We start from the raw sequence: 23,142 nt of genomic DNA, 5'->3' as shown, positions 1-23,142 counted from the left end.
GCTCTTCATCTCCCTTCTGCCATTAAGAAAGGTGTTTTACAAATTCAGCTCCAAACTGTAAACATTTTTCTACATCTTCATCTTCTGGCGTTAATTCTACTTTTAATCCTTCTAACACAACTTCTGCCCCGCGTTCTTTTAGCTTTTCTATTAAAATGTCAACTGCCACGCCATATTTTGGATAAGCCGAATCACATGATCCGAATACTGCCGCTTTTTTCCCAGTTAAATCAATAGAATCCATTGCGTCATAAAAATCTAAGAAATCATCCGGAAGGTCACCATCTCCCCAAGTGTATGCACCTAAAATAATTCCATCATACTGTTCTAATATAGAAGCTTCTGGTGAATCCATAATATCAATCACTTCAATTTCATTTTCAGTTTCACGAATCACGCCGGCAATATGATCAGCCATTTCCTCTGTATTTCCACTCATACTTGCAAAAATCATTACTAACTTACTCAACTGAACCTCTCCCCTTACTTTGTATCTCTTTTTCTGTTTGAATGCTCTTCTTCTCATCTACATATTCCGAACGAATTACATTTCGTTGCCATTCCATATGCTGATCAACTTCTTTATTTTTATCTTTTAATCCCCTCCGTAGAAGGTGAAATTTTTTTCTCATTAACATGTCGCATCCATCCTATTGATAATAATTATCAATTTCAACTATTTTTAGATTAATTGATATTGATTATCACTGTCAACAACTTTTTTTAAAAAATGATTAAAATGTACAAGCTTGTCCGTTAGCTATTCATATACTATAAATGAGCATAGTTCTTTCTCAGCCCTCTCTGACGGAAAGAAATAAAAGCAACTGCGATAGAGCGCAGTTGCCTTTTTTTATCCCACTTTAATGGGCAGTAAAACCCCCACTGATTAAAGTTGCACTTTATACTTTTCTATGATTTCAATAATCTCATTGTTGTTTCTAAAAATAATTCCACTCCATAAATGAGAGCTGATTCATCTACATCAAATTTTGGATGATGATGCGGGTAGCAAGTATCTATCTTTTTATTACCAGTCCCTAATTTAATAAAACAACCAGGTGCTTTTCTTAAATATGCCGAAAAATCTTCTCCTCCCATAGAAGGTTCAAGCTTCACAACACGCTCATTTCCAAACAAATGTAGTGCACTTTCTTCTACTACTTTCGTAATATATTCATCATTAATAACCGGATCATATCCATATCGATACGAATATGTATACGACCCTCCATGTGCTTCTGTAATTCCTTTCACGATTTTCTCAATTTTCTCTTCTGCTTCCAACCTTAATGCTTGATTAAATGAACGAACAGTGCCCATTAAAGTTGCTGCACTAGGAATAATATTATCAGCCATTCCCCCATGAAACTGCGTAACTGAAACGACTCTTTGCATGAAAGCACTTGTATTTCTTGATACAATATGTTGTAGATTTGTAATAATCTGCGCTCCGATAGCAATAGGATCTATCGTTTCCTCCGGCCTCGCCGCATGTCCCCCTTTCCCTTGAATTTCAACTGTAAATACGTCTGGTGCCGCCATCATCGGCCCATACGCAATGCCTATCTTTCCGCTCTCAAGTCCTGACATAACATGTAAACCTATTACATAATCAACACCGTCCATTACACCTGCCTCAACCATTTCTTGTCCCCCGCCGGGATATACCTCTTCTGCGTGCTGAAAAAATAGACGAATCTCCCCTGCAAAATCTTCCTTTATATTTGACAGTACTTCTGCTGTCCCCAACAAAATAGCTGCGTGAGCATCATGTCCACATGCATGCATTACACCTTTATTCACAGACGTATAAGATTTACTCGTCTCCTCTTGAATTGGCAGAGCATCTATATCAGCTCGAATCGCAACTACTTTCCCTTGTTCCGTTCCTCTTTTAATTGCTAGTACACTATACTTCGTCGGTCTCGTTACTTCAAAAGAAGAAAATGTGCATAATGTATCATATATAAATTGTGAAGTTTCTTTTTCATGAAACGATAATTCTGGATACTTATGGAAATATCTTCTCCATTTCACGATATTTTCTTCCGAAATTAGATTCTTCCACACTCTATCCATGATAATTTCCTCCTTTTTAAAAGGGCTAGAAATGTAAAAGTTTACTTTGTCTCGAATGACTCATAAGCACAAATACTATATTTTACGTATTCTTCTAGTCCACTTTTATGTATTCACACAATCCACTTCCTATTTACATATCAAATCCATTACAAATTGATGCTGAATGTAATATAATTGCTAAGTTAGGGATTTTCTTTTTTAGTATTTAGTGCTAATATCAGAAAAGAGCCTTTTGACTTATTTTTACCTAAAATGTGGAATTTTGTTTTTTTCACAATAATGTAGGACATGATACCTACAAAGAGCTATTATTTCATTAAGAGAGGGAAAGACATGGAAAGATTAAAAGAGATATGGTCTCGACCACTCACACAATGGGTTGCAAAGACGGTTTATTACCTTGCAATTTTATTTGCATTACTTTGGTTGTATGGATTCCATGATACAAACACAAGTACATTTATTTACAATGAATTCTAGGGTGGGAACGTTATGAAGTTATTAGAACAAATTGAAAAGTGGGCTATTGAAACGCCTGATCAAACTGCTTTTGTTTGGCGAGATGCGAAAATTACGTACAAACAATTAAAGGAAGATTCTGATGCGTTAGCACATTGGATTTCTTCTGAGTATCCAGATGATCGTTCACCAATTATGGTGTATGGCCATATGCAACCTGAAATGATTATTAACTTTTTAGGATGTGTAAAAGCTGGACATGCTTATATTCCTGTAGATTTATCTATCCCAGCTGATCGTGTACAACGTATCGCTGAAAATTCTGGTGCGAAACTACTTTTATCAGGAACTGAAGTAACTGTAACTGATTTACCAGTTCGCATTGTAAGTGAGGACAACTTAAAAGATATTTTCTTTACTCATAAAGGGAAAACTCCAAATCCTGAACATGCGGTAAAAGGTGATGAAAACTTCTACATTATTTACACATCAGGAAGCACAGGTAATCCGAAAGGGGTTCAGATTACTTATAACTGCCTTGTAAGTTTTACAAAATGGGCTGTAGAAGATTTCAACTTACAAACGGGGCAAGTATTCTTAAACCAAGCACCTTTCTCATTTGATTTATCTGTCATGGATATTTACCCATCATTAGTAACAGGTGGTACACTTTGGGCAATTGATAAAGATATGATTGCACGTCCAAAAGACTTGTTTGCTTCTTTAGAGCAATCGGATATACAAGTATGGACTTCCACACCATCTTTCGCAGAAATGTGTTTAATGGAAGCATCTTTCTCTGAGAGTATGCTACCAAACATGAAAACATTCTTATTCTGCGGTGAAGTGTTACCAAATGAAGTAGCTAGAAAATTAATTGAGCGTTTCCCAAAAGCAACAATTATGAATACGTACGGTCCAACTGAAGCTACTGTCGCTGTAACAGGTATTCACGTTACAGAAGAAGTGCTTGATCAATACAAATCACTTCCAGTTGGCTACTGTAAATCAGACTGCCGCCTTCTTATTATGAAAGAAGATGGTACGATTGCGCCTGATGGTGAAAAAGGTGAAATCGTAATTGTTGGTCCAAGCGTAAGCGTTGGATATTTAGGAAGCCCTGAATTAACAGAAAAAGCATTTACTATGATTGACGGTGAGCGCGCCTATAAAACAGGCGATGCTGGCTATGTTGAAAATGGTCTTCTATTCTATAATGGTCGTCTTGATTTCCAAATTAAGCTGCATGGTTATCGAATGGAATTAGAAGAAATTGAGCATCACCTTCGTGCGTGTTCTTACGTAGAAGGAGCAGTTATCGTTCCAATTAAAAAAGGTGAGAAATACGATTATTTATTAGCGGTTGTTGTTCCTGGAGAACATTCATTTGAAAAAGAATTCAAATTAACATCTGCAATCAAAAAAGAACTCAATGAGCGATTACCAAACTACATGATTCCACGTAAATTCATGTATCAATCTTCTATTCCAATGACACCAAATGGAAAGGTAGATCGCAAAAAATTATTGAGTGAGGTTACAGCATGACCGCATATGGATCATTTTATTTTTTCGCTATAGTGGGCATTTTATTAATACCTACTATCATAGCTGGACTAAAAGGTAAAATGTTGCGTAAATATAATGCCGTTTTAACATTAGTCATGATTGCTATTATCTTCTCGGATAAACCGAAGCAAGCGATTATGTTAGCTGCATTTATTATTTGGCAATATGCCCTTATTAAAGGCTATTTACTTTTAAGAAAACAAAACAATAGTACATTCATGTTTTGTATAGCTGTTATTTTATCGATTTTGCCACTTATTTTGGCAAAAATCGCACCATTTGTACCTGAATTGCATTTTATTGTTTTCGCAGGTATGTCTTACGTAACATTTAGAGCTGTACAAATGGTCTTTGAAGTTCGTGATAATTTAATTAAAGAACTTTCCTTCTTTAATTTCTGGGAGTTTGTTTTATTCTTCCCTGCGATTTCAAGTGGACCTATTGATCGTTACCGTAGATTCCAAAAAGATATTCAAAAGCCGCCTAGCGCTGAAGAATATCAAAAGTTACTATATACAGGACTTAACCGTATTTTCCAAGGTTTTCTGTACAAATTTATAATCGCGCACTTAATAACAACATATCTTGTAAAGGCCGTATTCGCCAATCAAGATACACTTTTATCTAACGTGATTTTTATGTACGCTACTAGCATGCAATTATTCTTTGACTTTGCAGGTTATAGTGCGTTCGTAATTGGTATCAGTTATATGATGGGAATTAAAACTCCTGAAAACTTTAATAAACCGTTCCTTAGTCGTAATATAAAAGACTTCTGGAACCGTTGGCACATGAGTTTATCATTCTGGTTCCGTGATTTTATCTACATGCGTTTCGTCTTTTTTGCAACGAAGAAAAAGTTAATTAAGAACCGTTACACTATTTCGTATATCGGTGCATTTTTAAACTTCTTCATTATGGGAATTTGGCACATCCAAGGAAGCGCTGTTGCGCAGTATGTTATTTATGGTCTATATCATGCCGCACTGTTTATTCTATTCGATATTTTCGAACGAAAAAACAAAAAGCATAAGTTTTGGCCAAACAACAAATTTACACACGTCCTTGCGATCGTAATTACGTTCCACGTTGTATGTTTCGGTTTCCTAATTTTCTCTGGACACCTTAACAGATACTTTTAATGCACCCTTCTTATACCATTAAGAAGTTGCACATATAATATATTTCGGATATAAAGGAGATTTTAAAAATGGCAGAATTTAAAGAGCAAGTATTAGATATTTTAGAAGAAGTATGTGAAAACGATATTGTAAAAGAAAACTTAGATGTTCAATTATTTGAAGAAGGTATTCTTGATTCTTTCGCTGTAGTATCTTTATTAGTTGAATTCCAAGAGCGTTTAGATATTGAAGTTTCTATTTCTGATTTTGATCGTGACGAGTGGGCTACTCCAAACATGGTTATTAAGAAGTTGGAAGAAATCCGATGAACAAAGCAAAATTTGGTCCGATGCTTTTAGCATTGGCCCTTTTTGCTGTATTCCTACTTATTCCGACGCGCTTTCTACTCCCGCTTTTAAGTGACGAAAAAGTAGAACAAGCTGCAACTTCTTTAAAAGAAGAAAAGATTCAAAGTATGATTTTACAGCAAAAGATGTTAGCAGACTCGAAATACCTTCCGATGTATGGTTCATCGGAATTCGCACGTATGGATGCTTACCATCCATCAAATTATTTCAAAGTAAAGCCTGAAGGATTCACACCATTCCTACTTGGACGTGGCGGAACACAAGACCTTGTACATGTATTAAACTTTGCATCTACGATGGATCAATTGAAGGATAAGAAAATGGTATTCGTTCTTTCTCCGCAATGGTTTGTGCCACAAGGTATTGATGAAACACACTTTGCACCTAACTTTTCAAAGCAACAAGGTTACCACTTCATTTTCAACGATGATGTAAAACCTGAAATGAAAAAGCAAATTGCAAAGCGGTTATTGAACTTTGAGATCGTTAAGAAAGAAACTTTATTAAAAATTTCGCTTGAAGGTATCGTTTACGATGATACAAAGCATAAAGTAAAAGCACTTGCTGCTAAACCTTTCGCTTATATTTATCGTAACATTTTAGATCGTAAAGATTTATTTACAGCTATGTTTAATATTAAACCGCATAAAGAAAAACTTGACCCTTCATTAAAACAAATGAACTGGGAAGAGGCTCGTAAACATGCAGATCAAACAGGTGCAGCAGAATCTGGATCTAACAATTACGGTATTGAAGATGGTTACTTCAACAGCAAAATCAAGAAAAAATTAAAGCAACGTGAAGGCTACTTAAAAAATGATGCTTATGATCAATCGCCAGAATATGAAGATTTACAAATTGCACTTGATTTATTAAAACAATCTGGTGCAAAACCACTCTTCATTTCTGTTCCTGTAAAAGGTCCTTGGTACGATTACGCTGGCTTCCCGAAAGAACGCCGAGAATTGTACTATAAGAAAGTTCATGAGCAAATTGAGAAAGCTGGCTATCCAATTGCCGACTTCTCAAATCATGAGTATGATAAATACTTCTTAAAAGATCATATGCACTTAGGTTGGAAAGGCTGGGTTTATATTGATGAAGCCATCCAACAATTTTATAAAGCAAACTAAAGAAAAGACCGCTTGAATTATTCAAGTGGTCTTTTTCTATATACATTTTGCAATTGTTCAATTACATTATCTGCTTCTTTCATCACTCTCTCCACTACATGCTGAGCTGATTCTATTCGTGCTAATGATGACGCTTGTCCTGCCCAAAGTGACATATATTCTCCATTATTTTGCTTTGCTGCTTGTTGGCGTATTTTAGAGGTTAATACATTTTGCACCGGATACATCGGAAGGTCTTCTTCTTTCCCTTCATGCTTCTCTATAAATTCATTACGAATACCTCGTGCATATTTCCCGGAAAACGCACGAGTCACAGTTGTACTCGTATCTGTACTACGTAAAACCGCTTTTTTATACACGTCATGCGTAATACTCTCTTCACTCGTTAAAAAGGCTGATCCCATTTGAACAGCTTCTGCTCCCAGTGTAAATGCAGCAACAAGCCCTTGCCCGTTCATTACACCACCTGCTGCAACAATCGGGATATGCGGAACTGCTGCTACTAGCTGCGGAATTAATGCAAACGTACCAATCATAGCGTCCTGTTCTTTCCCGATAAACGTTCCTCTATGCCCTCCTGCCTCGCTACCTTGACCGACAATAATGTCTACTCCTAATTCAGCAAGCACTTTCGCCTCTGCCACATGAGTAGCTGTGCCGATGACTTTTATTCCACTTCTTTTCAAATCATTTATCTCTTCTTTTTCTAACGTTTGAAACGCAAAGCTAACGACTGGTACTTTTTCTTCTACTAACACTTGTAATTGTTCTTTATAACTTTTTGGAAACTTTACATGCTCTTCTTCCTCTATACCGAATTCTCTATTCACTCCGCTAAGTAATCTCTTTGCCAAGTTTATCTTCTCTTCTTCTATCTGTATCTCTTTTGTTAAAAGTAAATTAACACCGAAGGGCTTATCTGTTAGCTCCCTTATTGTATAAATTGCTTCACGAATTTGTTCTGGGCTCATATAGCCTGCTCCAAGCGTTCCTAATCCTCCGCTATTACTCACAGCTGCAACGAGTTCTGGCGTCGTAATCGCACCCGCCATACCGGCTTGAATGATGGGATACTTAATTTGTAATGTATCTATGACTCGACTTGTAAACATTGTTTCTCCTCCTATTCTCTTTATATCTTCTTTATTTGACAAACTTTTCCCTTCTTTTACAAGGATTGAACTTCCTATGAAGCGAATATATTGAAAGTGAAGGAGGCTGAAAACAATGATATATCCAAATGCATTACAACAAGGTGATACAGTAATGATTATTGCACCGTCCGGGCCACCAACAATTGAAAATGTATTAAAAGGTGTAAAGGTATTACAAGAAATGGGTTTATCTGTAGTAATCGGGAAGAGTGTTTATGAGAAATATGGATATTTAGCTGGAAGGGATCAAGTCCGGCTTGATGATATACATGAAGCATTTTCAAACCATGAGGTAAAGGCCGTTTTCTGTGCACGGGGTGGTTACGGTAGCGCTCGTCTCCTCCCTCACATTCAATATGAAATCATTCGGCAAAATCCAAAAATCTTTTGGGGATATAGCGATATTACAGCTTTACATACTGCCTTTTCACGTTATGCAAAGCTTATTACTTTTCATGGCCCAATGGTTGAAGAATTAGGGAAAGGGGTAGATTCTCTTTCTTTATCTTCTTTCAACCAACTATTTCATCCGTATTCAACCATCTTATCTGCTTCAGAATGTATCGTACCTAGCTCTTCCCGTACAGTTACAGGTCAGTTAGTTGGAGGCAATTTAGCGGTGTTAACGAGTATCATTGGCTCCTCCTACGAGATAAATACAGCCAATAAACTTTTATTGCTTGAAGACATTGGGGAAGAACCGTATCGCGTTGATCGTATGTTAAATCAGCTACTTTTATCTGGAAAGTTTCATGAATGTAGTGGTGTTATTTTTACAAGTTGTCATGACTGCACTCCTTCTAAACCATCTCAATCATTGCAAACAATACTATATGAATATTTCACTTCATATGCTATACCTGTCCTATTCGGTTTACCGATTGGACATATAAGCCCAAACATCGGAATCCCTCTTGGAGCTACAGCGACAATAAATACAAATAATAAAACACTCTCTATTTCTTCTGGCATAGCCACTCCGTGTTCAAATTAAAAAGGAAAAGCAATTCAGCTTTTCCTTTTATCCCGCTTTAATGGGCAGTAAGACCCCCACATCAAAATTCAGCGAAAGTAAAGAAGTTAGGTGGGGGTCGGGCTGCCCATTAAAGCCCGATTGGTTCAACTAATAATCAGTGGGGGATGAAGAAAACCCCCACTGATTAAAGCTTCACTTTATTTATAATAGTTAAAAATTCGTCCAGATGCGATATCTGCAATTTCTTCTGGAATAAATGTTTTACTTATATCAGTACCGACATTTAATACTGCTGTAGCATCTTTCTCAATGCTACCAAATAATTCTTTCCCACGTATCGTAATAAGGGGTGTTCCTTCTGGCAACACATCTTTTACAAATTCCATTTGTGTAAAGAACGGAACGATCCATCTACCCTCTCCTTGGAAATGACGCAAACGAAGTATCCCTTCTGTTGCACCTTCCTCTGCTTCTAATGAGCCAGCAACATAAAACTCAGTAGATAAGAGCAATTCATAAAATTCCTTTTGCTTTTGTTTGTCATCCCCTGCTACAACAAGTACTTCTTCTATTCTCTTTACCGGAATTTGCTCCATACGATGCCACCCCTATTTTTAAAATGATTGTACTTAGATTATACGAAATATTCTTATTTTTTTCTACATAATTCGCAATTATTTTCTTAAAATAATTTCAATACTTCTTTTGTCGTCATAATTGTAGCAAACTCTTCATGTAAATTTACAAGTGTCATATTATGAATATCTTCTGCACTATACTCTTTACCATCTAGACCATTACGGTTAAAAGTAGCCGTCGCATCACTCACTAAATATGTTTTAAATACTAAATTCCCTGCCATTCGTGTCGTAGTCTCCACACAATGATTTGTCGTTAATCCTACAATCACTACTGCATTACATTTGTTCTCTCTTAATTGCTCTTCTAAATTTGTCCCAATGAATGCGCTATTAACAGATTTTTGAATAACCACTTCACCTGGTAGTGGTTGCAACTCTTCTTTAAAGTTGACTGTTTCCGCTCCCTCATAAAACATCGACTGATCATTTTCTTTATTTACATGTTGAATATGAAAAACTGGTCGTTTCCTTTTTCTCCATTCTGCTAACAAAATTCTCATATTTTCTTCAGCAAAAAGATTATTTCTCTCACCCCAGTATGGTAATTGAAACGCCTTTTGTACATCAATTATAATAAGTGCTATTTGATTATTCATCATTTTCTCCTTCTTTCGGCTGTAATTGAAATAGAAAACCAAATTGTTGTGACGCAGTAATAAAACAAATATACGCACAAAGCTCTACAATTTCTTTTTCCGTCCAGTATTGTTTCAATACATGAAACATATTATCATCTATCGCCTTTTTGTCATGAATAAATGTATGCGCAAAAGTAACTGCTACACCAATTTCTTCTACCTTTTGCATATCATCAGGCCTTCCCTTCGCCATACAGTACGGGCATTCATTCCCATACGCTAATGTTCTTCTCACTTGCTCCTTTAACTCTGCTGAAAGAGTTCCTTTATTGTATAATGTATTTTCTAATGTACTCCACGAATGTAATATTTCCGGATTATGACCTAATAACCTTTGAAACTTTGTATCTCCTACATTTGATAATGAAATTCTCTCCATTATTTTTCCTCCTATTCCCTTCAGTTTTATTGTAAAATAAATAAAGTTCTCTTTACATTTCATATGAATCTTAATTTATATTTTTCCTTTACAAAAATTATCATTTTACTGGAGGTATATTTACACATGCAACTAGATCGTGTTGATCGAAAAATTTTAAATGAATTATATAATGATAGTCGCCTTTCCATGCGTGAATTGGCGAAACGAGTAAACTTATCTGCTCCGTCTACTGCAGAACGTGTTCGTAAGCTCGAAAGTGAAGGCGTTATCCAAAAATACACAATCGATATCGATTATAAAAAAGCAGGACTTGTTTTAGACTGTATTTTAGAAATCACTTTAAAAAACGGGGATACAACGCGTATGCAACAGTTTATTCAGTCTTATCCGTCCGCAAGTTTTTGTTACCGCGTAACAGGAAGCTTATGCTACATTGTAAAAATTTCTGTTCCTTCACTCGTTGAACTTGAAGAATTTATTAATGATGTTTCTTCATATGCAACGACTGTTTCTCATATCGTATTATCAGAAATATCTCTTACTCCTGATATTGAACATATCTTTCCAGAAGATTAATTAATTTTTATTCATAAAATATATAAAAACCCCTTACAATAAGAATAAAAATAATATATTATGTATTAAAATACATATAGTTCGAGAAAGGGGTTTTACATTGAAAATCTGGTTTTATGAAAAAACGGCACAATTAGATGACTTGCTTGGCATTTGGGACAATGTTCCGACTATCCCTCGAATTGGTGAAAAAGTTGAGATTTTAAAAGCAGTCCGCACTGTTACAGATATTAAATATGTAAAGAACGGCAATAATTTTCGTGTGGAAATTATTACAAAGTAAAAAGTAGCTCACAAGGAGCTACTTTTTACTTATCTATCATGCGCTTTCTTTATAACGATTTTATCGTCTTCTACAGATACTGTTACATAATCATTTTCTTCTAACCCGAGCTTATTTACAGCCTCATCTGGTAGCTCTACAGCCATCAATCTATCTGTTACAATCACTTGACTATACACTTCATTTTCTTGTGATGCACTCACTACTTTTTCCTCATTTATGAAGCGCACTGGTGGCACACCCACTTCTTTTACCGTACGCCATTGTTTCCAAACGTAAGGAATTAACCAAAGTAATCCAACAACTGTAAGACCGATACCGATCCATAAATTACTTTGCGCTTGTAATTCAGGAATTGAAATTGCGCTACTCTCTTCTCCGCCAACAAATTGCATACTTGTTGCAATTAAATTATTTAGAGCGTGTACAGCGATATTCGTCCATATATTTTGTGTCTTTATGTATAAAAGACACATAACAACACCAAACATGAACGCACCAATAACATCAAAATGTCCTAAGCCAAAAATAATGGAAGATATAATGACAGCTTTTTTAATCCCCCATTTATAAGCCATTCGCTGTAAAAAGAAGCCCCTAAAAATAACCTCTTCCATAATTGGTGCTAATACACATGCTGAAACGAAAGTAAATATCGTCATATATATGTTACTCGTATTAATAACATTTCCGTCTTCTAACATAGTAACTAAGAAATTCGGTAACGTATGTGCTAATATGTAAAATTGAATATGAGATATACCGACTGAAAAAATCATTCCCATTATCGTTGCTAATACAATTAATCCCCACGGTAAACGTCCTGACTTATCAAAAAAACTATTAAATACAACATTATTTTTATTGGTTTTTACGTATAACCAAAATAACGGAAATACAAAAAACAAAGTTATTTGTGAAATAACCTCCGTTGTATTCTCAGAAACATTTGATAGACCTAATGGGATCATCGTAAGGAACAGCCCTATGATCATCCATCCAAAAAAGCTACGTAGCCTTATACGTGAAAATGCATAGTGCATATAGAACACCTCCAAAGTTAGTAAAAGTAAATGGGCGGATAACTACATTATAATATGAATATAGTTGAACTCTTCCTATTTTTCTCAATTACTTTCAAACAACATATCTATTAAAATACTATATTACTGCTCTTCAAGTTGCACTACCTGAGCAAGTTATGTAATAAAAATCCCCGTTTTTACAAGCGGGGATTTCTTTTATTATAATACGTCACGTTTTTGGAATAATGCACTTGATGCTACAAGCAATACAACAAAGTATGCAGCTACAAGTAATAATGAAGTTGTAAACGTAAATTCTGTGAATGTAGGTTCTACTCCGCCACTAATTAATTTATTGCCATCGTAAGCTCTTAAATCCAAATGGAAGAATACTATAAACTTCGCTACGCCTTTTGCAAACATCATTAATACCATATTAATTGCTCCTTGTAAGAAGAACAGGAACATCGTAATAATTAATGGTAATACAGATTTTCTAAATACGTTTGCTAAGAAAAATGCAAGCGTCGCAAAGAAGAGCGGTGAAAGTACTTGATATAAGGTAGATTTCATTACGATTCCTAACGTTAATTCTGTTTTACTACCATCCATTACAATTAATCCAATAATCATAGCAATTAACGTACTAGCAAATATGATAAATACTATAGTAAGTAACACTGTAATATATTTAGAGAATAAAACTGTCATTCGTTTTCTTGGACGGATTAATAACTGCTTAATTGTACCTTTTTGGAACTCATCCGTAATCATACGCGAAGCAATCGTAATGCCAAAAATTGTTGCAAACAAAGTAATTAAACCAATCTCTGAACTTGCAAAATCTAAATAGGATCCTTTAAATTCACTTCCATCTCCCCATTTCAGCATCGCTAAAACTCCCAAAATCTCCAATACTGCAATAACACCAATTAAAATATACATTCCTTTTTTCGCATGCAGCTTTAAAAATTCATTTTGAATTAATTTAAACATTACGCTTTCACTCCCCCTGTAATCGCTAAGAACTCATCCTCTAACGTTTTATTTTGAACAGTAACTCCGTATACAAGCACATCGTCATTCACAAGTTTCTTTACAAGTTGCGGAATTTCTTCTTTCGTTACAGATACTACAATGACATTTCCTTGCGCCTTACCTTTAATGATTTCATTTGCTTTCTGTACTTGATCTACTTCAAACGCTACAACTACTGTCTCATCATGTTTTGCTTGTTCATGTAAGTTGTACTCTTGTACAAACTCACCTTGCTTAATAATAACGACGCGATCACACATGAGTTCAATTTCACTTAATAAGTGACTTGATACGATTACAGCAATATTCTCTTCTTTCGCTAGACGTTGTAAATAATCACGAATTTGGCGAATACCAGCTGGATCTAATCCATTTGTTGGCTCATCTAAAATTAAAATTTTCGGCTGATGTAGTAATGCCTGTGCAATTCCTAAACGCTGTTTCATACCAAGTGAATATGTTTTCACCTTTTTATGAATCGCATGCTCTAATTCAACCAGTTTTACAATTTCAGCAATGCGCTCTTTACTAATTGGTGTAATTGCCATGTTCGCAAAATGCTTTAAGTTTTGCATTCCTGTCATATAATCATATAGTTCAGGATTTTCTACAATCGCTCCAATTTGCTCTAACGCCTTTTCACGCTCCGTGCGGATACTATGGCCACAAATTGTAATATCGCCCTCTGTCATTGAAATAAGACCTGTCATCATACGAATTGTTGTCGTTTTACCACTACCATTCGGTCCAAGGAACCCGTACACTTCCCCTTCACGAACTTCAAATGATAAACCGCGAATAATTTCCGTTCCACCAATCTTTTTTCGAACATTCTCTAACTTTACTACTACGTTTCCCAATGCTGATTCCTCCTTTAGACTTCTAGTTTTTTATCGATTATGCGACCTGTTATATAAACAAGTAGAATAAATATTCCTATAGAAAAACTAAGGCTATATAAATTCATAAGTTTTTCCGGATAGAGAAACACATCCGCTCCTGATGATTCATCTATATATACTAATTTTTTTATTAGAGGTGCAGCAGGTGCAAGACCGCCCAACATTCCATATATAGTACCTAATAATTTTGTTACTAGTAAAAATAAGAAAAATACCATTGGATATTTTAACTTCTTCTTTTTCAAAGAAAACACTTTAACGCTTGCTACTGAAAAAAGTAATACTAGCAATATGCTAGATAAATTAAATACATATAACATAGTACTAAAGAGGTGCTTTAGTGGATTGAATACACTTTGAGTAAATAATACTTCATAGAGCTCTGTACCTTTTATTATTTTCATAGAAATACCATATAAAAAAATAGAACCCATTAATTCAAAAATAAGTAAATAAATTACAACGTATAACAATATTGCTAAAACAATCTTTTTACCCGATATCGATGTTAACCGAAATAATGTGCTTTCAGTCATTTTTCCAAATGCAGACACCGCCTGAATAACTATCATTGCTAAAAAAGTTATATATACTAGAATAACGAAACTAACTATAATTGTTTGTCTTACTTCTCCTGATTCTTGCTTAATATAATTCCCCAAACTTACGAAAGCTACAGCGATAACGAATATAAATGATAGCAACGAAATAATAATTTGCTTTTTATTTATATTGTACATGTATATTAAGCTCGGCTTCATCTACTAAACACCTCCTTAAACACATCTGTGACCGCTTTCCCTCTTTGAAAACGTAATTCTTCTACATTTTCATACAATACAATTTCCCCATCTTTTAAAAAGATTACTTCATCAAAAATATTTTCAACTTCATTTATTAAATGAGTCGAAATTAGGATTGTACAATCTTCTCTATAAAATTGTAGAATAAGTTCCAGTACGTGTTCCCTAGAAATGAGATCAATCCCTCCCAACGGTTCATCTAGTACGTATAACTTCGCTTTCCTCGAAAATGTTAAAATGATTTGTAGCTTTTCAACCATCCCTTTTGATAAAGCTGTAATTTTTTCTTCTAACGGTATTTTAAACTCCGCAACCGTATCTACCGCTTTTTGAATGTCGAAGTCTTTATAAAAATCGCGGTAGAAAAATATAGAATCTTTTACTGTCATCCAATCATCAAATACTGGTTTATCAGACATAAAAGAAACGATTTCTTTCGTTTCTAACCCTACCTTTTTACTAGCGATTGTAATACTACCTTCAGAAGGATGCTGCAGACCAGCAATCATTTTCAATAACGTCGTTTTCCCGCTCCCGTTATCTCCAACAAGCCCAACAATTTTCCCTTCGGTAATCTCTATGTTTAATTCACGAATCACTGCTTTTAATCCGTATCTCTTCCATAAGTTTTCTATTTTTAATAGCTCTGTCATTCGCTCTCCTCCCTTTTCTCATGTAATGAAGAACGAAGGATTGTAAGAATTTCTTCTTCTGAAAAACCTAAATTGTCCATTCCATCTATAAAAGAATGAAGTAATTCTTTCGCCATCTCTTTTCGCAGCTCCATAATTTTCTCCCCTTCATTCGTTACATATCGTCCCATTCCCCTACGTGTTACAACAACCCCATCTCGTTCTAGCTCTTGAAATGTACGCTGGATCGTATTTGGATTTACTTGTAATTCACTCGCTAATTCACGTACAGAGGGAATTTTATCACCAGGCAACAAATGTCCTGTTACGATTTCTTTTTTTATGTATTCCATTACCTGAATGTAAATTGGTGTATTTGGAGAAAATTCTATTTTCATTTCTTCCCTCCTTTTGTATTGGTGTACTAGTTAAATAATACACCGATACAAAAGGATTGTAAATACCCATTTAATTACAAAAAAGTTCTATCCATTAGCCAGATAGAACTTTCCAAACAGAAATCGTTATACAAAAATAATAATGTTATGTAAACAAATCCATAAAGAAAAGCTGCCTTATCAATGAATAAGACAGCTTTTCTTTATGATCATATATTAAAAATTAAACACAAAGTCATCATCAGATAACTTTTCAACGTTCGTTGCTTTTACGTAACCATTTCCTTTTACAGAGAAGAAATCATGGTTTTTCGTATCTGTACGTAAACCATTTAAAACGATTGGGTTAATTTCTTCTTCTTCAAACTTCGGCTCAAGTCCTAAGTTCATAAGTCCTTTATTCGCATTGTAACGAACGAAACGATTTACATCCTCTACAAGACCAATAGAAGTGTAAATTTCTTCTGTGTATGCCATTTCAATTTCATATAGTTCCATTAATAACTCTTGCGTTTCTTTTTGCACTTCTTGTTGATCTTCTGCAGAAAGTTCCGCGAAGATTTGTTGTGCTAAAATACCGACGAATACGCCGTGAATTGACTCATCACGAATTATTAAGTTAATAATCTCACCACTTGCCGTCAGTTTACCTTGACCAGCTAAGTAAAGCGGATAGAAGAATCCACTATAGAATAAGTAACTTTCTAAGAACACACTTGCTACCATTGCCATGTATAACTCTTTTTTCGTCACTTCAGGTTTTAATAAACGACGATAGTAACTCGTAATAATACCAGCCTTTTTCTCAAGTAACGGATGAGTATCTACCCAGTCAAAAATCTCATCGATTTCTTCTTCAGTAGCTAACGTCGTGAAAATATGACTGTAACTCTTCGCATGTACTTCTTCCATTGCACCCATGAAAGCTAATACACTTTTCGCTTGTAAATTTTCAAGGTGAACAAGTACAAGTGGCATCCCTTCGCCGCCTTGTTTCGTATCTAAAAGTGTTAAACCACCTAATACACGCTTATAAGCAACCTGCTCTTCTTTTGATAATTGCGCCCAAGTATTTTTGTCAGAAGACACTGCGATTTCTTCTTCTGTCCAAAACTGAGCGATGTTTTGCTTCCAAAACATTAAACTAAAATCATCTTCTTTTTTGTTCCAGTTTACCGCACGCATTCAATCGCCCCTTCTCTAAATATGATAACTAAGCATGAGCAGGGTTCAGAAAACCCTGCTCATCATGTCTCACTTTTTATATTAAACGGTACAAGCCACACACTCTTCCACGCTTAATTTACGCGTTCTCGTATAATACAGACTCTTTAAGCCTTTTTTATGTGCATAGATGTAGTAACGTGCTAATTCACGTGTTGAAATATCACTATTAACGTAAAGAATTGTACTAATCCCTTGGTCAATATGTTCTTGAATTTCTGCGATTAAATCAATTAATTTAAACTGATTCATATCGTAAGAAGATTTATAGTACCAGAACGTATCTTTTGATAAATACGGCATTGGATAATATGTTGTCGCATTCGCATACGTTCTTGATTCGATTTGACTTACGATCGGCATTACGCTTGAAGTTGCATTTTGAACGTAACTGATTGATTGTGTTGGAGCGATAGCAAGACGATATGAGTTATATAAACCATTCTTCTGTACTTGCTCTTTTAAACTTGTCCAATCTTCTTTTGTTGGAATATGAATTCCTTCAAATAATTGCTGAACTTTTTCAGTTACTGGACTGTAATCTGTCGTTTCATACTTTTCAAAGTATGTGCCGCTCGCATAATCAGATTTATCGAAGTCTTTAAATGTCTCGCCTTTTTCTTTAGCGATTTCCATACTTTTCTCAATAGAGTAGTAATTTAACATCATAAAGAATGTACGAGCGAATTCTTTCGCTTCTGCACTTTCATAAGCGATTTTATTTTTTGCTAAATATCCGTGTAAGTTCATTGCGCCAAGTCCAACGGAATGAAGCTCATCATTAGCTTTTTTCACAGTTGGTGCATTCGGAATAATCGTCATATCAGAAACAGCTGTTAAAGCTTCCATTCCCGCATGAACCGCTTCACGAATTTCTTTGTTTTCCATTACATTTACGATATTTAACGATCCTAAGTTACAGTTAATATCACGACGAATAATGTCATCTGTACCGTAATCATTTATTTCAGAAGTTTCTTGAAGCTGGAAGATTTCTGTCTCGAATGTTCAACCGAGTTCGCTACTCCTCAGTCCGTTGCTCATGCAACTGCTGTATGTCACCATACAGGACAGACTATATCATCACCTACAGCATTACCTGATTAGGTGCTCCGCTTTTCGAACGCCAATCGCTTGCGCTCTACTCCCATAAGGGATAGTCGTTAGGCTTTTACTTATCTTAATCTTTCAGAAAGTCTCTTATTACTTTATGTTGTCCCATAACTCTGCTATACAAAATAATAAGATACATTCTGAACTTTTATATTTTCATTCTAAGATAAGATTTAGCACGGTAGGTTACCTCAAATTTGAGGCTTTCCCCGTTTAACGGAGTTTTCGACTAGCATTTCTACTAGAAGGTGCTACATATTTAACACAAGTTCGACATCTTCACAGTTCCAATATCCTTCAGTGGATGTTGATTATTTGCATTTGATTTAAACATTAAGTACGGATAACCCGACTCAAGCTGAATCATAGCAATTTTAATAAGCATATCACGTGCACTAATATCTAGCGGCTTCTTCTTCACTTTCGGATTGCTCATTAATTCATCGTACATTTCATCGATATCAATGTCATCTAAATGCTTTCCGTATTCTTTATACACCGTATAAGGCGCGAAAACATGGAAAGGTTCGTTTTTCTCAGCAAGCTCAAAGAACTTACTTGGAACGATAATTCCGATTGATAGAGACTGAATACGGCTCTTCTCATCGGCATTTATTTTTTTCGTATCAAGGAATTCAATAATATCCCAATGGAAAATGTTTAAGTATACTGCGCCAGCACCTTTTCGTTGGCCAAGTTGATTCGCATATGAAAACGAATCTTCAAGTAATTTCATAACAGGTACTACACCACTTGCAGCGTTGTCGATACCTTTAATTTGCTCACCGCGTGCGCGTAGCTTAGATAAGTTTAAAGCTACTCCTCCGCCGATTTTTGATAATTGCATTGCAGTATTAATGTTAAAGCCGATTGAATTTAAGCTATCATCCATCTCTAACAAGAAACAAGACACCATTTCTCCTCTTCTGCTTCTTCCCGCATTTAAAAAGGTTGGTGTCGCTGGTTGGTAGTTTTGTTTGACAATCATGCTTGCGAATTGTTTTGCCTTCGCAACATCACCGCGTCCTAAGTATAATGACACAATTGCTACACGATCTTCATAGCTTTCTAAGTATTGTTTTTGATCATTTGTTTTTAACGCATAATCTTTGTAGAACTTAGATGCTGCCATATAAGATTGGAACTCGAAGTTTTCACCATAAGCGATGTTATATACCTCTTCTACTTCCTCCAAGTTATACTCGTCCAGAACGTTGTAATAGTAATCATGTTCTTTCATATACTCCATTCGCTCTGCCACGCTATTAAAATGAACGGTATTCTCTCTAGCTTCTTCCATAAAGACTTCTAATGCCTCTTTATCTTTATGAAGCTGATAAAAACCGTCCTGCATTTGCGTGATTTCATTATTCAGTTCAATGTGTCGCAATCTCCCGCACCCTTTCCTTAAAATATTCTACATCGTTATTTGTTCCTGATAACTCAAATTTTGATACAATAGGCACTTCATATTTAGCAGAAATTTTGTCAGCACTTGCACCGAACATGTCTCCCCAGTTACGATTGCCGCTTGCAGATACGCCTTTTAATTTTTCATTATTGCGCTCTAAAAATTCTAAAACACGTTCTGGTACATTGCCAAAACCTGTTGTATACGTAATTAAAATAAAGTCTTCATCTATTACTAGATCTTCACCAATTTGAACGGCCGGCATATTTAATTTGTGAATGAAACGCTTCACGTTTCCTGTCATAGAATCATATGCAACTAACATTTCCGACCCTCCCTTTTCAATCTATACTCTCTGTATGTTGTTTCTTGATTTCTCTATATATTGTATTACGTTTCAAAATAAGACACAAGATATATGTATAAATTCTTTCTTTTTTTAACTTTTACTTTTCGACAAGACCGTCGTTTTTTTTCAATACAATGACTATGAAACAACATTCTAAAACTCATGTCAATAAAGTGCTTTTCAAAAAAGTTGTCAACGAATTTAACCTTATTTTTAAAAAAGTTACCAATATATTTTGTCATAAAACGGCAAATGCTGGAGGAATATATTTCTCCAGCATCACGCAAAAAAGAACAGACATGAAACGATAATCTGTTCTAAAAAACGATTACATTTATCAATTTTACTTTATTAAATATTATACATATACTTTCGATTCGCGTTACATACTAAAAGATAACTATTATAGAAAAAGATTATTATTATGGAAATGCAGCTTATTTATGAAAAGATTATTCAGAGTGCTCAATACGCAAAATATCTTTTACAAATATATGATGTGGATTTTCATCTTTATCAATCATTGTACATACAGGAGCTTCTTCATCAAAGTATACAATCATTCCTTCTATGTACTGATACGTATGTTGAACTTGTACAGTTATTTTAATTTCTACAGCCTCTTCATATGCTCTTTTTATTTTCTGAAGCATTTTTGTCGAACACTTTCTTTTCTCTGGATACATGACCATTCCCATAAATCGGTTGCCGGCTCTATCTTTCCACATATAATCCCAATGCGGTAATATGCCTTGTTTAAAATCGCCCATAAATCTCCTCCCTATATTCTTCTAGTTACGAACGTGGCGTTTCTGAGTATGTATAAATGACTTGTCCGCCGCGCTGTGCGTTACCAATGAAATGTTTAAAGTCTTCTCGATTTACTAAAACTTCTCTGAACGTATAAAATACATCTTTCGTAACAACATACTCCTTTATTTCACCATTTTTCAGCTGATCCAAAATTGTATTTGCTAATTCTTTATCCATGTATTTCACCTCTATGCAATATTTTATTTTAACTTATATTCTATAGGTCAACAACTGTAAAATTATCCAGATGCTATACCTTCATTTCATTTTCATTATTTTTCAAAAGATATCTCTTAATTATATGTCCACTAAATATCATATACTAACATAGCTACTTCTCTATATCAAACATTTCGACATGCAATTATGCAAAGTTCCATACCACTATGCTACAATATATAAATAGAACTAGGAGGGATACTATGATTCGGAAAGCAAAAAAGACAGATGCGAAACTGGTAGCACCTTTATTGTATAACGCTCTGCACGAAATTGCTGAAAAAATCACAGGTAGCACAGTTGAGACAGAAGTATTACTAGGACTTGAAACATGGTTCTCAAAAGAGAGAAATCGACTGAGCTATGAAAACTGTTTTGTATATGAGCAAGACGGGGGTGCAGTTGGAGTTATTGTCGCTTATCACGGTAGTGAAGCAACAATGCTTGATGCACCAATTGTACATCACTTAAGAGAATTACATAAAGATGAATCAATTACGTTAGAAAAAGAAGCTGAACTTGATGAATATTACATTGATACATTATCTGTTTCAAATGCATATGGCGGAAAAGGAATTGGTTCTAAATTAATTGAAGCTGCTGAAATTTATGCAACTGAAAAGGAGCATAAAAAAATCGCATTACTTGTTAATTTAGAAAACAAACGTGCCTATTCACTATACGAAAAACTGGGTTACAAAAAAGATCAAATCGTTATGCTTGTAGGCGAACCTTATGCGCATCTCGTAAAACCATTGAACATCAAAATTTCTATATCTTAAAAAGAAAGCACACGATTTATATAAATCGTGTGCTTTTATGTTAAATTCGTATTTAATACATTTCCATTCATCGCCTCATGAAACGTATATGTTGTACATCCCCATGGCTCTCTGTGCAAAATAGGAGAACCAGACCATCCCATCGCTCTCAGTTCGGCACCAATCATTACATTCACATAATTATGACCTACAAGAGCAATACTTCCATGTACGAGAGCGTAACGATGTAATAAGTAAGCCGCTTGTCTCGCCCTCTCTCTTACTTCCTTATAAGACTCAACATCTTTATGGTAACCAAGTATCCATAATGTTCGTCCGATGAACATCCATACGTTAGGTTTACACTTCAACCATTTTGGAGCATAAAAGCTCGTCGGAACTGTAGCTTCTCTAAAGAGAGAATTTTGTATAAACGATAAAGAATCCATTAATTCAGCTGCTGACTGTACAGCGCACTTTTGATCACTCGTTACAATCAATTTTGCCGCTTCAACCGCTTCCCTTGTTTCCGTAGGTATTGGTACTTTTTTTGTTATAGTATGTAAGTCATATCCTTTCATCCATTCATGAAAGGATGTAACCGTCATTGGTTCTATAGTACGATCTAAGCGACCATGACGAATAAAAGAAATCTTCATTCTTTCCACTCTCCATTCATCACTTACGAACTCTATTATGTACTATTTTTACATATCATACCACGCAAAAAAAGAAAGTTATACACCTTTACATATCCCCGCCACTCTCATGTGTGACCCCAGCATGTATACCATCCATCCCATCAAAATATGTAGTCGTTTCATGATGACGAATCTTTTTTAAATGTATATAAGAAAATACAAATAAAATTAATGCTATAACACTCCCCACAAATTCAAACATCATTTTACCGCCTCTAATTTCTCCCACTTTAATAGGTTATTGTATTTCTTTATTATAACTCTATATAAAGATTTTTGCATTTCTCCTATTTTTTCTCAAAAAACATGGCTTTTCTACATATTTTCTTACAAAAAGTGAATATTTTTCGAATTTTTACTTTGAAAAC

General features: G+C 35.0%; 29 protein-coding genes and 1 pseudogene. 9 read left to right on the top strand and 21 right to left on the bottom strand.

Going from position 1 to position 23,142, the window contains the following annotated elements:
- Nucleotides 1-22 precede the first annotated feature (22 nt).
- The 3 genes from ACTFR9_RS24175 to amaA all read right to left on the bottom strand — a co-directional run bounded on the left by ACTFR9_RS24175 (nucleotide 23) and on the right by amaA (nucleotide 2,082).
- A complete protein-coding gene (locus tag ACTFR9_RS24175) occupies nucleotides 23-469 on the bottom strand; it encodes a flavodoxin (protein ID WP_000041150.1) in 447 nt (148 codons plus the stop codon).
- The gene (locus ACTFR9_RS24170) at nucleotides 462-638 is read right to left on the bottom strand and encodes a hypothetical protein (RefSeq protein ID WP_000929012.1); all 177 of its coding nucleotides are present in this window, start codon (nucleotides 636-638) and stop codon (nucleotides 462-464) included. Before ACTFR9_RS24170 ends, ACTFR9_RS24175 begins: the two co-directional genes overlap by 8 nt.
- A 274-nt stretch (nucleotides 639-912) precedes the next feature.
- Nucleotides 913-2,082, bottom strand: a complete 1,170-nt coding sequence (amaA, locus tag ACTFR9_RS24165) for an N-acyl-aliphatic-L-amino acid amidohydrolase (protein WP_000376382.1) — start codon at nucleotides 2,080-2,082, stop codon at nucleotides 913-915.
- Nucleotides 2,083-2,418: 336 nt separating this feature from the next.
- Here amaA and ACTFR9_RS24160 point away from each other — a divergent pair, with 336 nt between their 5' ends.
- The 5 genes from ACTFR9_RS24160 to dltD all read left to right on the top strand — a co-directional run bounded on the left by ACTFR9_RS24160 (nucleotide 2,419) and on the right by dltD (nucleotide 6,735).
- Nucleotides 2,419-2,565: a teichoic acid D-Ala incorporation-associated protein DltX gene (locus ACTFR9_RS24160; protein WP_000440293.1), complete on the top strand. Its 147-nt coding sequence runs from the start codon at nucleotides 2,419-2,421 to the stop codon at nucleotides 2,563-2,565.
- Between the two features lie 12 nt (nucleotides 2,566-2,577).
- On the top strand, nucleotides 2,578-4,092 hold the full coding sequence (gene dltA, locus ACTFR9_RS24155; RefSeq protein ID WP_000770523.1) for a D-alanine--poly(phosphoribitol) ligase subunit DltA: 1,515 nt from the start codon (nucleotides 2,578-2,580) through the stop codon (nucleotides 4,090-4,092).
- Nucleotides 4,089-5,255: a D-alanyl-lipoteichoic acid biosynthesis protein DltB gene (dltB, locus tag ACTFR9_RS24150; RefSeq protein ID WP_000127926.1), complete on the top strand. Its 1,167-nt coding sequence runs from the start codon at nucleotides 4,089-4,091 to the stop codon at nucleotides 5,253-5,255. Before dltA ends, dltB begins: the two co-directional genes overlap by 4 nt.
- Nucleotides 5,256-5,323: 68 nt before the next feature.
- Complete coding sequence (dltC, locus tag ACTFR9_RS24145) at nucleotides 5,324-5,563, top strand: D-alanine--poly(phosphoribitol) ligase subunit DltC (protein WP_000807310.1); 240 nt, start codon at nucleotides 5,324-5,326, stop codon at nucleotides 5,561-5,563.
- Entirely contained in the window at nucleotides 5,560-6,735 is a 1,176-nt protein-coding gene (gene dltD / locus ACTFR9_RS24140; protein WP_073536432.1) for a D-alanyl-lipoteichoic acid biosynthesis protein DltD, read from the top strand. Before dltC ends, dltD begins: the two co-directional genes overlap by 4 nt.
- 17 nt (nucleotides 6,736-6,752) lie before the next feature.
- Here dltD and ACTFR9_RS24135 read toward each other — a convergent pair whose 3' ends face one another.
- Nucleotides 6,753-7,847 (bottom strand): NAD(P)H-dependent flavin oxidoreductase, encoded by a 1,095-nt coding sequence (locus ACTFR9_RS24135; RefSeq protein ID WP_000495256.1) that lies wholly within the window; start codon nucleotides 7,845-7,847, stop codon nucleotides 6,753-6,755.
- A gap of 115 nt (nucleotides 7,848-7,962) precedes the next feature.
- Here ACTFR9_RS24135 and ACTFR9_RS24130 point away from each other — a divergent pair, with 115 nt between their 5' ends.
- Nucleotides 7,963-8,883 (top strand): S66 peptidase family protein, encoded by a 921-nt coding sequence (locus ACTFR9_RS24130; RefSeq protein ID WP_000640088.1) that lies wholly within the window; start codon nucleotides 7,963-7,965, stop codon nucleotides 8,881-8,883.
- A gap of 179 nt (nucleotides 8,884-9,062) precedes the next feature.
- Here ACTFR9_RS24130 and ACTFR9_RS24125 read toward each other — a convergent pair whose 3' ends face one another.
- The 3 genes from ACTFR9_RS24125 to ACTFR9_RS24115 form a co-directional block, all read right to left on the bottom strand.
- Nucleotides 9,063-9,461, bottom strand: coding sequence for an SseB family protein (locus ACTFR9_RS24125; RefSeq protein WP_000435208.1), 399 nt, complete (start codon nucleotides 9,459-9,461; stop codon nucleotides 9,063-9,065).
- An 86-nt stretch (nucleotides 9,462-9,547) separates the two neighbouring features.
- Nucleotides 9,548-10,102 carry a cysteine hydrolase family protein gene (locus ACTFR9_RS24120; RefSeq protein WP_440049031.1) on the bottom strand — a complete coding sequence of 185 codons (555 nt, stop codon included), beginning with the start codon at nucleotides 10,100-10,102 and terminating at the stop codon, nucleotides 9,548-9,550.
- A complete protein-coding gene (locus ACTFR9_RS24115; protein WP_001997023.1) occupies nucleotides 10,095-10,586 on the bottom strand; it encodes a carboxymuconolactone decarboxylase family protein in 492 nt (163 codons plus the stop codon). Before ACTFR9_RS24115 ends, ACTFR9_RS24120 begins: the two co-directional genes overlap by 8 nt.
- A 63-nt stretch (nucleotides 10,587-10,649) precedes the next feature.
- Between ACTFR9_RS24115 and ACTFR9_RS24110 the strand changes: the two genes are divergently transcribed.
- Both ACTFR9_RS24110 and ACTFR9_RS24105 read left to right on the top strand, forming a co-directional pair.
- Entirely contained in the window at nucleotides 10,650-11,102 is a 453-nt protein-coding gene (locus tag ACTFR9_RS24110) for an Lrp/AsnC family transcriptional regulator (protein ID WP_001175495.1), read from the top strand.
- Nucleotides 11,103-11,202: 100 nt separating this feature from the next.
- Nucleotides 11,203-11,385, top strand: a complete 183-nt coding sequence (locus ACTFR9_RS24105) for a DUF3913 family protein (RefSeq protein ID WP_000707103.1) — start codon at nucleotides 11,203-11,205, stop codon at nucleotides 11,383-11,385.
- Between the two features lie 29 nt (nucleotides 11,386-11,414).
- Here the strand turns inward: ACTFR9_RS24105 and ACTFR9_RS24100 are convergent, their stop codons facing one another.
- From ACTFR9_RS24100 to ACTFR9_RS24045, 12 genes and pseudogenes are all read right to left on the bottom strand, one after another.
- The gene (locus tag ACTFR9_RS24100) at nucleotides 11,415-12,428 is read right to left on the bottom strand and encodes a CPBP family intramembrane glutamic endopeptidase (RefSeq protein WP_000558793.1); all 1,014 of its coding nucleotides are present in this window, start codon (nucleotides 12,426-12,428) and stop codon (nucleotides 11,415-11,417) included.
- Nucleotides 12,429-12,629: 201 nt separating this feature from the next.
- Nucleotides 12,630-13,406: an ABC transporter permease gene (locus tag ACTFR9_RS24095; RefSeq protein WP_000475445.1), complete on the bottom strand. Its 777-nt coding sequence runs from the start codon at nucleotides 13,404-13,406 to the stop codon at nucleotides 12,630-12,632.
- A complete protein-coding gene (locus tag ACTFR9_RS24090; protein ID WP_074532748.1) occupies nucleotides 13,406-14,308 on the bottom strand; it encodes an ABC transporter ATP-binding protein in 903 nt (300 codons plus the stop codon). The genes ACTFR9_RS24095 and ACTFR9_RS24090 overlap by 1 nt, the downstream gene beginning before the upstream one ends.
- 14 nt (nucleotides 14,309-14,322) lie before the next feature.
- Nucleotides 14,323-15,111 (bottom strand): hypothetical protein, encoded by a 789-nt coding sequence (locus ACTFR9_RS24085; RefSeq protein ID WP_000804798.1) that lies wholly within the window; start codon nucleotides 15,109-15,111, stop codon nucleotides 14,323-14,325.
- Nucleotides 15,108-15,806, bottom strand: coding sequence for an ABC transporter ATP-binding protein (locus ACTFR9_RS24080; RefSeq protein WP_000137737.1), 699 nt, complete (start codon nucleotides 15,804-15,806; stop codon nucleotides 15,108-15,110). The genes ACTFR9_RS24085 and ACTFR9_RS24080 overlap by 4 nt, the downstream gene beginning before the upstream one ends.
- Nucleotides 15,803-16,183, bottom strand: a complete 381-nt coding sequence (locus ACTFR9_RS24075) for a GntR family transcriptional regulator (protein WP_000687513.1) — start codon at nucleotides 16,181-16,183, stop codon at nucleotides 15,803-15,805. Before ACTFR9_RS24075 ends, ACTFR9_RS24080 begins: the two co-directional genes overlap by 4 nt.
- 216 nt (nucleotides 16,184-16,399) lie before the next feature.
- Entirely contained in the window at nucleotides 16,400-17,368 is a 969-nt protein-coding gene (gene nrdF, locus ACTFR9_RS24070) for a class 1b ribonucleoside-diphosphate reductase subunit beta (RefSeq protein ID WP_001203021.1), read from the bottom strand.
- Between the two features lie 81 nt (nucleotides 17,369-17,449).
- The gene (locus ACTFR9_RS24065) at nucleotides 17,450-18,400 is read right to left on the bottom strand and encodes a ribonucleotide reductase (RefSeq protein ID WP_073536430.1); all 951 of its coding nucleotides are present in this window, start codon (nucleotides 18,398-18,400) and stop codon (nucleotides 17,450-17,452) included.
- Between the two features lie 382 nt (nucleotides 18,401-18,782).
- A pseudogene (locus ACTFR9_RS24060) lies at nucleotides 18,783-19,910 on the bottom strand (ribonucleotide reductase N-terminal alpha domain-containing protein); the annotation flags it as partial.
- Nucleotides 19,897-20,256 carry a class Ib ribonucleoside-diphosphate reductase assembly flavoprotein NrdI gene (gene nrdI, locus ACTFR9_RS24055; RefSeq protein WP_000959450.1) on the bottom strand — a complete coding sequence of 120 codons (360 nt, stop codon included), beginning with the start codon at nucleotides 20,254-20,256 and terminating at the stop codon, nucleotides 19,897-19,899. The gene nrdI and the pseudogene ACTFR9_RS24060, both read right to left, overlap by 14 nt.
- Before the next feature lie 476 nt (nucleotides 20,257-20,732).
- Nucleotides 20,733-21,050, bottom strand: coding sequence for a hypothetical protein (locus tag ACTFR9_RS24050; protein WP_000502209.1), 318 nt, complete (start codon nucleotides 21,048-21,050; stop codon nucleotides 20,733-20,735).
- A gap of 25 nt (nucleotides 21,051-21,075) precedes the next feature.
- Nucleotides 21,076-21,270 carry a hypothetical protein gene (locus ACTFR9_RS24045; protein WP_000356683.1) on the bottom strand — a complete coding sequence of 65 codons (195 nt, stop codon included), beginning with the start codon at nucleotides 21,268-21,270 and terminating at the stop codon, nucleotides 21,076-21,078.
- Between the two features lie 245 nt (nucleotides 21,271-21,515).
- Here ACTFR9_RS24045 and ACTFR9_RS24040 point away from each other — a divergent pair, with 245 nt between their 5' ends.
- Nucleotides 21,516-22,094 (top strand): GNAT family N-acetyltransferase, encoded by a 579-nt coding sequence (locus ACTFR9_RS24040; protein WP_000619538.1) that lies wholly within the window; start codon nucleotides 21,516-21,518, stop codon nucleotides 22,092-22,094.
- Nucleotides 22,095-22,129: 35 nt separating this feature from the next.
- Here the strand turns inward: ACTFR9_RS24040 and ACTFR9_RS24035 are convergent, their stop codons facing one another.
- Both ACTFR9_RS24035 and ACTFR9_RS24030 read right to left on the bottom strand, forming a co-directional pair.
- Nucleotides 22,130-22,732 (bottom strand): hypothetical protein, encoded by a 603-nt coding sequence (locus ACTFR9_RS24035; protein ID WP_000703116.1) that lies wholly within the window; start codon nucleotides 22,730-22,732, stop codon nucleotides 22,130-22,132.
- Between the two features lie 88 nt (nucleotides 22,733-22,820).
- Complete coding sequence (locus ACTFR9_RS24030) at nucleotides 22,821-23,003, bottom strand: hypothetical protein (protein ID WP_001997014.1); 183 nt, start codon at nucleotides 23,001-23,003, stop codon at nucleotides 22,821-22,823.
- Nucleotides 23,004-23,142: the final 139 nt, after the last annotated feature.

It is taken from the genome of Bacillus cereus group sp. MYBK222-1 (assembly GCF_051916425.1).
Taxonomy (GTDB): Bacteria; Bacillota; Bacilli; order Bacillales; family Bacillaceae_G; genus Bacillus_A; species Bacillus_A paranthracis.
This window is presented reverse-complemented; position numbering and strand designations above follow the sequence as displayed.

Coding starts and splice junctions, on each gene's coding strand:
- ACTFR9_RS24135 (WP_000495256.1), bottom strand. CDS start 7,847: ATGTTTACAAGTCGAGTCATAGATACATTACAAATTAAGTATCCCATC.
- ACTFR9_RS24085 (WP_000804798.1), bottom strand. CDS start 15,111: ATGAAGCCGAGCTTAATATACATGTACAATATAAATAAAAAGCAAATT.
- ACTFR9_RS24120 (WP_440049031.1), bottom strand. CDS start 10,102: ATGAATAATCAAATAGCACTTATTATAATTGATGTACAAAAGGCGTTT.
- nrdF (WP_001203021.1), bottom strand. CDS start 17,368: ATGCGTGCGGTAAACTGGAACAAAAAAGAAGATGATTTTAGTTTAATG.
- ACTFR9_RS24115 (WP_001997023.1), bottom strand. CDS start 10,586: ATGAAATGTAAAGAGAACTTTATTTATTTTACAATAAAACTGAAGGGA.
- ACTFR9_RS24100 (WP_000558793.1), bottom strand. CDS start 12,428: ATGCACTATGCATTTTCACGTATAAGGCTACGTAGCTTTTTTGGATGG.
- ACTFR9_RS24080 (WP_000137737.1), bottom strand. CDS start 15,806: ATGACAGAGCTATTAAAAATAGAAAACTTATGGAAGAGATACGGATTA.
- ACTFR9_RS24035 (WP_000703116.1), bottom strand. CDS start 22,732: ATGAAGATTTCTTTTATTCGTCATGGTCGCTTAGATCGTACTATAGAA.
- dltC (WP_000807310.1), top strand. CDS start 5,324: ATGGCAGAATTTAAAGAGCAAGTATTAGATATTTTAGAAGAAGTATGT.
- ACTFR9_RS24075 (WP_000687513.1), bottom strand. CDS start 16,183: ATGAAAATAGAATTTTCTCCAAATACACCAATTTACATTCAGGTAATG.
- amaA (WP_000376382.1), bottom strand. CDS start 2,082: ATGGATAGAGTGTGGAAGAATCTAATTTCGGAAGAAAATATCGTGAAA.
- ACTFR9_RS24040 (WP_000619538.1), top strand. CDS start 21,516: ATGATTCGGAAAGCAAAAAAGACAGATGCGAAACTGGTAGCACCTTTA.
- dltD (WP_073536432.1), top strand. CDS start 5,560: ATGAACAAAGCAAAATTTGGTCCGATGCTTTTAGCATTGGCCCTTTTT.
- ACTFR9_RS24110 (WP_001175495.1), top strand. CDS start 10,650: ATGCAACTAGATCGTGTTGATCGAAAAATTTTAAATGAATTATATAAT.
- dltA (WP_000770523.1), top strand. CDS start 2,578: ATGAAGTTATTAGAACAAATTGAAAAGTGGGCTATTGAAACGCCTGAT.
- dltB (WP_000127926.1), top strand. CDS start 4,089: ATGACCGCATATGGATCATTTTATTTTTTCGCTATAGTGGGCATTTTA.
- ACTFR9_RS24160 (WP_000440293.1), top strand. CDS start 2,419: ATGGAAAGATTAAAAGAGATATGGTCTCGACCACTCACACAATGGGTT.
- ACTFR9_RS24050 (WP_000502209.1), bottom strand. CDS start 21,050: ATGGGCGATTTTAAACAAGGCATATTACCGCATTGGGATTATATGTGG.
- ACTFR9_RS24045 (WP_000356683.1), bottom strand. CDS start 21,270: ATGGATAAAGAATTAGCAAATACAATTTTGGATCAGCTGAAAAATGGT.
- ACTFR9_RS24095 (WP_000475445.1), bottom strand. CDS start 13,406: ATGTTTAAATTAATTCAAAATGAATTTTTAAAGCTGCATGCGAAAAAA.
- nrdI (WP_000959450.1), bottom strand. CDS start 20,256: ATGTTAGTTGCATATGATTCTATGACAGGAAACGTGAAGCGTTTCATT.
- ACTFR9_RS24130 (WP_000640088.1), top strand. CDS start 7,963: ATGATATATCCAAATGCATTACAACAAGGTGATACAGTAATGATTATT.
- ACTFR9_RS24125 (WP_000435208.1), bottom strand. CDS start 9,461: ATGGAGCAAATTCCGGTAAAGAGAATAGAAGAAGTACTTGTTGTAGCA.
- ACTFR9_RS24170 (WP_000929012.1), bottom strand. CDS start 638: ATGTTAATGAGAAAAAAATTTCACCTTCTACGGAGGGGATTAAAAGAT.